The organism is Rhodoferax sp. (assembly GCF_014859475.1).
In the GTDB taxonomy this organism is placed as follows: domain Bacteria; phylum Pseudomonadota; class Gammaproteobacteria; order Burkholderiales; family Burkholderiaceae_C; genus Rhodoferax.
Map to the genome: position 1 here is coordinate 1 of NZ_JACUUE010000345.1, position 1399 is coordinate 1399.

General features: G+C 61.8%; 1 protein-coding gene. It reads left to right on the forward strand.

The features are described 5' to 3' along the window. A partial coding sequence (locus IBX54_RS15115) for a tetratricopeptide repeat protein (protein WP_296543471.1) occupies positions 1–1399 on the forward strand: 1399 nt, incomplete at both ends.

Sequence of the window (1399 nt, forward strand, 5' to 3'; positions counted from 1 at the left end):
ATTGCGCTGCAGCCCAACTTTCCCGATGCCAGCTACAACCTGGGCAATGCGCTCAAGGCCATGGGCCAGCCTGAAGAGGCCATCGCCAGTTACCGGCAGGCGCTGTTGTTCAACCCGGGTTTTGCCGAGTACTACCTGAAGATCGGCAATGCGCTGCTCGACCTGGGCCGCACTGACGAAGCCATCGCCAGCTTCCGGCAGACCATTTTGCTGCAACCGACTTACGCCGAGGCACACTACAACTTGGCCAACGCGCTCATCAAACAAGGCCAGGTGGATGAGGCCATTGCCTGCTATCGCCGGGCGCTTTTGCTCAAACCCGACGACGCAGCCACGCTCTGTAATTACGCCGGGGCGCGCATGGGCCAGGGCCAGTCTGACGAAGCCATCGCCTGCTATCGCCGGGCGATGACGCTCAAGCCTGACGATGTGACGGCTCACACCGGCGTGCTGTTTGCGCTGCAAAACCTTGCCACCTGCAGCGCTCAGGAATTGTTCCAGGAACACCTGCGCTTTGCCCAGCAGTTCGAAGCACCGCTCAAGCGCTTCTGGCAGCCGCACACCAACCCCCGCGAGCCGGATCGGCGACTCAAGATAGGCTATGTGTCCGGGGACTTTTGCAACCATCCGGTGGCCTATTTCCTTGAGCCAATCCTGGCCCATCACGACAAAACGCAATTCGAGCTATTCGGCTACTACAGCCACACCCTGCAAGACAGCCACACCGAGCGCATTGCCGCCCTCATGGACCACTGGCTGCTCTGCAACACCCTGAGCGACGAGCAACTCGCCGAGCGCATCCGCGCCGACGGCATCGACATTCTGGTTGACCTGTCAGGCCACACCGCACACAACCGCTTGCTGGCACTTGCCCGCAAGCCCGCACCGGTGCAAGTCACCTACATCGGCTACCCCGGCACCACGGGTTTAAGTTCCATCGACTACCGTATCAGCGACCCCTGGCAAGACCCCGTGGGCCTGACCGAGCGCTACCACAGCGAAACGCTGGTGCGCATTCCCGGCGGCATGGCGTTTACGCCCTACGACGACGCGCCCGCCATCAACCCACTGCCAGCACTGGGGTCGGGCGAGCTGATGCTGGCCTGCCTCAACAACACAGCCAAGATCAACCCGGTGGTCACCAGTTTGTGGGCGCGCATTTTGCACGCACTGCCCCAAGCCAGACTGATGTTGGGCAATGTGACCAGCAACGACCTCAGGCAACACCTGACCGATTTGTTTGGTCAGGCCGGCATTGGCCCCGAGCGGCTCATCTTGCAGCCGCGCGTGGGCATGGACGAGTACCTGGCGCTGCATCACAAGATCGACATCGCGCTTGACCCGTTTCCCTACAACGGCGGCACCACCACCATGCATTCGCTGTGGATGGGCGTGCCGG